A 7,601-nucleotide genomic window follows, 5' to 3' on the forward strand; every position below is an offset into this window, starting at 1 on the left:
ATACACTCTAAAGAATATTATATCAAATCTAGTAATAAATTTATAGCACTTCTACAGATTTGGTACAGCACGATGTGCCATAGCCACAGCAATTTCGTCTAAATGCAATACACCTACGCCCAAATAAATCGCTACACTTAGATGTTCTTGGCTTCGTGCAATACCTACTTTTCCTCCTACATTAAGGCCTACACATTTATTTTTAAGTTGTTCTAAGGCTTGTGCCGTAGCACCTACTACAGCACCCTTGCTAACATGATTATCAAGAATCAACTCTTGTCGCTCCGCTGCTACTACGGCCCGTTCAATAATTTTAGGAATAATCTCTGTGAAAGGCCCTCCAAAATCTACAGCACAGCTACGAATCCCAAGAGATTCAAATTCTTTCCGCAATGTCATCTCTTCAGCTCGGCTTTCAGAAATGGCAACATGTAATGCAGCTCGCCCAACACCAATACTCGTTTTTTCCATACCCTATGTCTCCTGTTAAGAACTATGTATAGTATTAAGTATACAGTATATCAAATCATGTTACCATCAATTTTTTTAAGACTGCAGTATATCTACTTTAACTATGATCCTCTGTGAATGTAATGTCCTTTCGATGAAAAAATAGCTGCACAAGAGAAACTTCTTGCACAGCTATTCAAGAGACATCGTAAATAACAGAATAGGATATAAAGGATACTATCACCAAGTAACTCTGTCATACATAGGAGTTACCTTAGAATACATTACTATTAGTTACCCACAGCTTCTACCATAGAATGAACGTACTGATATAGTTCTTCTTCACCATTAGCGCCCCATTCACCAATTTGTTTCACAATGGCACTGCCTACGATGGCTCCGTCAGATACTGCGGCCATCGCCTTTGCTTGTTCCGGCGTGGAAATACCAAAGCCAACGGCTACAGGAACATCTGTGTATTGGCGAATCTGTTGTACGATGCTAGCAATATCTGTTTTGATATCACTGCGCATACCTGTTACACCAAGAGATGACACACAATACACAAAGCCTTCTGCTTGACTAGCAATCTCCTCAATTCGTTGCTCTGAAGTAGGTGCAATTAATGAAATGACAGCAATGCCATGAGTTTTTGCTTGGTGGGCTAGTTCTTGTTTTTCTTCCAACGGACAATCTGGCACAATGACACCTTGGATACCCACTTCTTCACAGCGTGTCATAAAGCTTTCAACACCATACACATAGATAGGGTTCAAATAGGTCATGAACACAAGTGGTATGGTCAATGCATCTGTACCGGTGCGTAAACGTTTTACCATATCAAAGATATCATCTGTCGTGATGCCTGTAGATAGGGCACGCTCACTAGCATCTTGAATGACAGGACCTTCTGCAACAGGATCTGAAAAAGGAATGCCAATTTCAATCAAACTGGCTCCCGCCTTCGCCATAGTACGAATGTATTTCTCTGTGGTATCAATCCCTTGGTCACCAGCTGTAATAAAAGGGATAAATGCTTTCTTGCTGAAAGCCTCTGCTATTGTTATCTTATTCATGTAAGTTCACCCCTCTGTATCTTGCCATAGCTGCTACGTCCTTATCACCACGTCCGGATAAGCAAATGATGATACTTTCATCAGGACTTAACGTAGGTGCCAATTGCATAGCATGAGCTACAGCATGAGCACTTTCAATAGCTGGAATAATGCCCTCCATACGAGACAGATATTCAAAAGCATCCACTGCCTCATGGTCTGTTATGGGCACATATTGAGCACGGCCACTGTCATGTAAATAGGCATGTTCTGGACCTATTCCTGGATAATCTAAACCTGCTGAAATAGAAAATACAGGTGCAATTTGTCCATAGGAATTTTGACAGAAGTAAGATTTCATACCATGGAAAATACCTACTGTACCTTTTGTCATGGTCGCTGCATGTTCTTCTGTATCAACTCCTTTGCCAGCCGCTTCACAACCGATGAGTTGTACGTCTTCATCCGGAATGAAGTGATAGAACATACCAATGGCATTACTACCGCCACCAACACAAGCTAATACGGCAGCAGGTAATTTACCTTCTTTTTCTAAAATTTGAGCTCTTGCTTCCCGACTGATAATGGACTGAAAGTCACGTACCATCATAGGGAACGGATGAGCCCCCATAACAGATCCTAATACGTAATGGGTGTCTACCATTCGATTGGTCCATTCCCGCATCGTTTCAGATACAGCATCTTTCAATGTACCAGTACCAGATGTAACAGGGTGTACCTTGGCACCTAATAGCTCCATACGGTATACGTTTAAAGCTTGTCGTTCACAGTCTTCTTGGCCCATGAAAATTTCACATTCCATGCCCATTAACGCCGCCACTGTAGCAGTGGCTACACCATGTTGACCGGCACCCGTTTCTGCAATCACTCTCGTTTTACCCATTCGCTTAGCCAGTAACATTTGACCTAACACATTATTTAATTTGTGCGATCCTGTATGATTTAAGTCTTCTCGTTTTAGGTAAATTTTAGCTCCACCCAAATCTTTTGTCATTTGTTCTGCAAAATATAGTAAGGATGGACGGCCGGTATAGGACACATGTAAATCTTCTAATTCCTTAATAAATTCTGGATCGTTCTTATATGTTTCATAGGCTGCTTCCAATTCAATAATGGCATTCATTAGTGTTTCTGGCATGAATTGTCCACCAAATTCACCAAAATAGCCATGACGATGTGTTGTCATAGTCTATCTCCTCTTCATTCTATTACTGTCTTAATTAATTGTGACATAGTTCTAATTGTAGTGTCATCTTTTTGTCCATTTGTTTCTAAGCTACTACTCATATCGAGTCCATACGGCTGCAGTCGACGAATAGCTCGAGCTACATTGTGTAATCCAATACCTCCTGCTAAATAGTACGGCATCTGTATACCTTCTAACAGTGACCAATCTACCGTTTGACCTGTACCACCTCTAGTTGTCTTAGAATAAGCATCCACTACTAGTCCATCAATAGGCGCTTGTTCCCATTGCATAATATCCTCTTTTGTTTGCACTTGAACAGCTTTCCAGATTTGAATGAATCCTAATTGTTCTTCCTCTAAATGAATTCGTAATGATTCAATATATGCTATGGTTTCATCTCCATGTAATTGCACTACTGAAAGTGGTACTGCCTTTGCAATCTCCACAATAGTACGTATCGTTTCATTCACAAATACGCCTACCCGTGAGCAGCATTTGTTACCGCTTGTAGGGTTTACGCTATCTTGCAAACTTTTCGTAATAGATTGGGCTTGTTCTACCGTCACTTGTCGTTTGCTGGGTGCAAAGACAAAACCCACATAGTCTGGTTGTGTCTCCAGTAATACAGGAACTGTATCTTCTTGGATTATGCCACAAAATTTGACCTTAACCTCATAACTAGATTGAGTAGCTTCATCTATTGTTGGTGCACTTGGTACCTCTATGTTAGATGTATCTTCTGTTCCTAACCTGTCTCGTTCTGTATTATTATGTATAGAACATTTCGATCTGATAGGTCCATACAATTCAGCTAATTTAGCAACTTTATCGTTAGTTCGCATAAAGCTTTCACCCATAAGTGCAGCGTGAATCTTGTTGTCTCGTAACCGTTGGATATCTGCGGCTGTATCTAGGCCACTTTCAGAAACGAAAATCACTGAATCATCCACTAGCTTTCGTAGGCGAATGCTATTGTTCACGTCCACCGTAAAATCTTTTAAATTTCGGTTATTGACCCCAATGATGCGGGCCCCTATATTCACTGCTCGCAATACTTCCGTTTCATCGTGAGCTTCTACCAAACAAGATAGACCCAAACTATCTGCCAACTTATGAAAGCATGCCATTGTTTCATCATTCAAGATAGCGGCTATGAGTAATATAGCTGAGGCACCCCACAATTTTGCTTCATAGATTTGATATTCATCGATAATAAAGTCCTTCCGTAATACAGGAATCTGTACCACTTCAGCAATTTCTTGTAAATATTGCGGGCTACCTAAAAAGAAATCTGGTTCTGTCAACACCGAAATAGCAGCCGCCCCTGCCATTTCGTACTCCTTGGCTATCTCTAAATAGGGAAAATCTTCTGCAATTATCCCTTTTGATGGAGACGCTTTTTTCACTTCACATATAAAATTAAAATCTAATTCTTGTAATGCCTGTTCAAAAGGAAAGTCCTTCGTAATAGGCATTCTTTCTACTTGCTGTTGCAACTCTGACAAGGGTAAATTATCTTTTGCGTCATAGACCCGTTTTTCAGTAGCTGCTACAATCTTATCTAATATCATAAATAACTCTATTTCTATCCTATTATTCTGGAATAACCTTATTATCATAGTATGTATATGCCAAAATACTTTCCGTAGTATTCATATATCTAAATGATATGGGTAGGAATTACTATATTTGTACTATTTAGTTACCAAGATACCTAAATACGTTTTAGAATCTACTATTCCTAAAGGATATCTCCCGCTTTATAAATATATTGACAATCACGGCCTATTAAGCATTTTGTGATGCTTTCACAAATTTTAAAAGTGCCTTTGCTCCAGCACCAGAATACAATAACTCTTGCACCGTTTTAAAAGCATTCTCTAAGGTTACCGTTCCCTCTTTGGCTAAATAGTATGCCATCCCCGCATTAAGTATCACTGCAGTAGCACGACCACTTCTATCTTTTCCTCCTAGTAATGTACGTGTAATCTCAGCATTCACCTGTGCATCACCGCCCACAAGTTCATCTGCTGTAGCATAAGTGAATCCATAATCCTTTGGATCTAGTTCATAGGTCTTGAACTCGCCATGGTCAATTTCACATACTGTCGTAGTCCCTGTGGCAGTAATTTCATCAAGTCCGTCACTACCATACACCATGGCACCACGATGCACACCTAAGTTAGACAAGACCTGTGCCAATGGTTCCACTAAGGACCGATCGTACACACCCATAAGCTCTACCGTAGCACCCGCAGGGTTTGCCAAAGGCCCTAAAATATTAAATACTGTTCTAACACCCATAGCTTTTCGTACAGGTCCAGCATATTTCATAGCTTCATGGTACACAGGGGCAAACATAAAGCAAATATTCGCTTCCTCTAAGACCTTTTTATTTTGCTCTCCATTGAGTTCCAATTTCACTCCCAATGCTTCTAGCACATCAGCGGCACCGCATTTGCTGGATACACTACGATTCCCATGTTTAGCGATAGGAATCCCTGCAGCCGCTAGTAGGATCGCTGACGTTGTAGAAATATTAAATGTACTACTACCATCTCCACCAGTACCTACAATTTCTACCACTGTATTGTCATGTGGCACAGAGCCAGCTTTTTCCCGCATCACTTCTGCAAAGGCTGTAATCTCTGTAACGCTAGGTCCCTTTGCTTGTAAACCTCCTAAGAAGGCTGCCATAGGCACTTCCTGTACATCGCCGCTCATAATAGCATTCATGGTTGCTTTTGCCACTTCATATGGCATATCTTGTCCCTCTGTAACGAGGCGTATGGCTTGTTGAATCATACTCTATATCTCCCTTATATAATCTTATGGTATTCCAAGAAATTCTTAACCATTTGCATTCCTTGCGGTGTCAAAATAGACTCTGGATGGAATTGCACACCATAAATTGGATGTGTTCTATGTTCCATGGCCATAATTTCTCCATCTGCTGTGCGAGCTGTTATCACCAGTTCATCTCCTAGGGTATCTTCTAAGACCGCTAAGGAATGATACCGCGCTACGGGGAATTCTTGAGGAATATCTTTCCATAATATGGATGGATAACATTGGGTCGCCACACTTTGTTTACCGTGCATCACTTCTTTTGCATACCCTACGGTAGCTCCAAACACTTCACCCATTGCCTGATGGCCCAAACAGATGCCTAAAATAGGAAACTCGCCTTGGCATGTTGCTAATAATTCTTCGTACACGCCTGCATCCTTTGGTCGTCCCGTTCCTGGTGAAAGAATGACACAGTCTGGTGCAAGCTCTCGAATCTCTTTCACTGTCATTTCGTCACTGCGGATGACTTTAATGTCTTTCACTAGAGAACCGATTAATTGATATATATTGAAAGAAAAACTATCGTAATGATCGATGAGTAATACCATGTTACACCTCCTGCGCCAATGTGATGGCTGTCACCATAGATTGTGCCTTATGGATCGTTTCATTGTACTCATTTACTGGTACACTATCTCGCACAATGCCACCACCAGACCGAACAAAGACACGACCCTCTTTTGCCATAGCCATACGAATGCCAATACACACATCCATATTGCCAGAAAAATCTAAGTACCCTACAGCACCACCGTAAACACCACGTGGGCTTTTCTCTAATTCTTGTAAAATCTGAATGGCACGAATTTTAGGAGCTCCCGATAAGGTTCCTGCTGGTAAAGTAGCGCCAATGGCATCTAAGGCATCAAACTCTTCTCGTAAGGTCCCTTTCACAGTACTTGTTAAATGGATGACATGAGAAAATCTTTGTAATTGATGAAGTGCTTCCACTTGAACAGACCCGAATTCACAAACTTTACCAATATCATTACGACCTAAGTCGACCAACATATTATGCTCTGCCAATTCTTTTTCATCTTTACTTAACTTAGTCTCTTGCGCTCTATCTTCCTCTTCATTCTTGCCCCGTGGTAATGTGCCCGCAATAGGGAAAGTGTAAACACTTCTATCTTGTAGTTTTACCAATGTTTCCGGAGAGGCCCCTGTTAATTCTACAGATTTACCACTCATATAGAACATATATGGCGATGGATTCATCGTTCTTAGTACACGATACGCATTGAGTAAACTGCCCTTGAACTTCGCCTCTCTACGATTGGAAACGACGGCTTGGAAGATATCTCCTTCCGTTATATAATATTTTGTTTTTCGCACCACCTCTTGGTATTCTTCGGACGTAAACTCAGAGGTGAATTCACTTTCCAGTACACCACGTTCGATATCAGCTTCTTCGCCATCTTTCACCAAGTCTGCCAAGGCTTGTAGTTCTAATTGAGTTCGCTCATAATTCCGTTCTATATCGTCTGTACGTACATGACCGATGATATAGATTTTATTTTTATAATGGTCGAAAGCAATGACTTTATCGAAGAGCATAAGATCTACATCGTTCACCATACTAGTATCTGTATCGCTAATATGTTGATCTAAGGTAGGCTCAATGTAACGAATGTATTCATAGGCGAAGTATCCCACAAATCCACCTGTGAAAGTTGGCAATTCTTCTACTCTAGGGCTTTTATATTGACCCAAGATGTTTCGAATTTCTTCCGCTGGATTATGACATGTGAACGTACGTGTCATATCTCCTTTGATCGTCATCGTATGGTTTTTACAAGTTACTTCTAACAATGGATTATAACCTAAGAAAGAATATCGCCCCCAGTGATGGGTGTTGTCAGCACTTTCTAATAAGAATGTATGAGCGCTCACCTTTTTTAAAGCTTTCAGTACAGAAATAGGTGTGCGAATGTCCGATAATAATTCCACGTACACCGGTACGATGTCGTACCCTTGTCCCAATTGTTTCACTGTTTCTAATGATGGTTTCATAAATCCTCCTGCAATAAAAAACT

The 7,601-nt window shown here is 40.7% G+C and carries 7 protein-coding genes; all 7 read right to left on the minus strand.

Annotated elements, in window-relative coordinates:
* Nucleotides 1-51 precede the first annotated feature (51 nt).
* On the minus strand, nt 52-471 hold the full coding sequence (locus tag HMPREF9200_RS00125) for a HutP family protein (protein WP_009352769.1): 420 nt from the start codon (nt 469-471) through the stop codon (nt 52-54).
* Between the two features lie 269 nt (nt 472-740).
* Nucleotides 741-1,526, minus strand: a complete 786-nt coding sequence (gene trpA, locus HMPREF9200_RS00130; protein ID WP_009352750.1) for a tryptophan synthase subunit alpha — start codon at nt 1,524-1,526, stop codon at nt 741-743.
* Nucleotides 1,519-2,712, minus strand: coding sequence for a tryptophan synthase subunit beta (gene trpB / locus HMPREF9200_RS00135; RefSeq protein WP_009352766.1), 1,194 nt, complete (start codon nt 2,710-2,712; stop codon nt 1,519-1,521). The genes trpA and trpB overlap by 8 nt, the downstream gene beginning before the upstream one ends.
* 14 nt (nt 2,713-2,726) lie before the next feature.
* Nucleotides 2,727-4,286: an indole-3-glycerol phosphate synthase TrpC gene (trpC, locus tag HMPREF9200_RS00140; RefSeq protein WP_009352741.1), complete on the minus strand. Its 1,560-nt coding sequence runs from the start codon at nt 4,284-4,286 to the stop codon at nt 2,727-2,729.
* 217 nt (nt 4,287-4,503) lie between these two features.
* On the minus strand, nt 4,504-5,520 hold the full coding sequence (gene trpD / locus HMPREF9200_RS00145) for an anthranilate phosphoribosyltransferase (RefSeq protein WP_009352747.1): 1,017 nt from the start codon (nt 5,518-5,520) through the stop codon (nt 4,504-4,506).
* Between the two features lie 14 nt (nt 5,521-5,534).
* Nucleotides 5,535-6,113: an aminodeoxychorismate/anthranilate synthase component II gene (locus HMPREF9200_RS00150; RefSeq protein WP_009352755.1), complete on the minus strand. Its 579-nt coding sequence runs from the start codon at nt 6,111-6,113 to the stop codon at nt 5,535-5,537.
* Nucleotide 6,114: 1 nt separating this feature from the next.
* The gene (gene trpE, locus HMPREF9200_RS00155; RefSeq protein WP_009352759.1) at nt 6,115-7,578 is read right to left on the minus strand and encodes an anthranilate synthase component I; all 1,464 of its coding nucleotides are present in this window, start codon (nt 7,576-7,578) and stop codon (nt 6,115-6,117) included.
* Nucleotides 7,579-7,601 lie beyond the last annotated feature (23 nt).

Source organism: Veillonella sp. oral taxon 780 str. F0422 (genome assembly GCF_000221605.1).
In the GTDB taxonomy this organism is placed as follows: Bacteria; Bacillota; Negativicutes; order Veillonellales; family Veillonellaceae; genus F0422.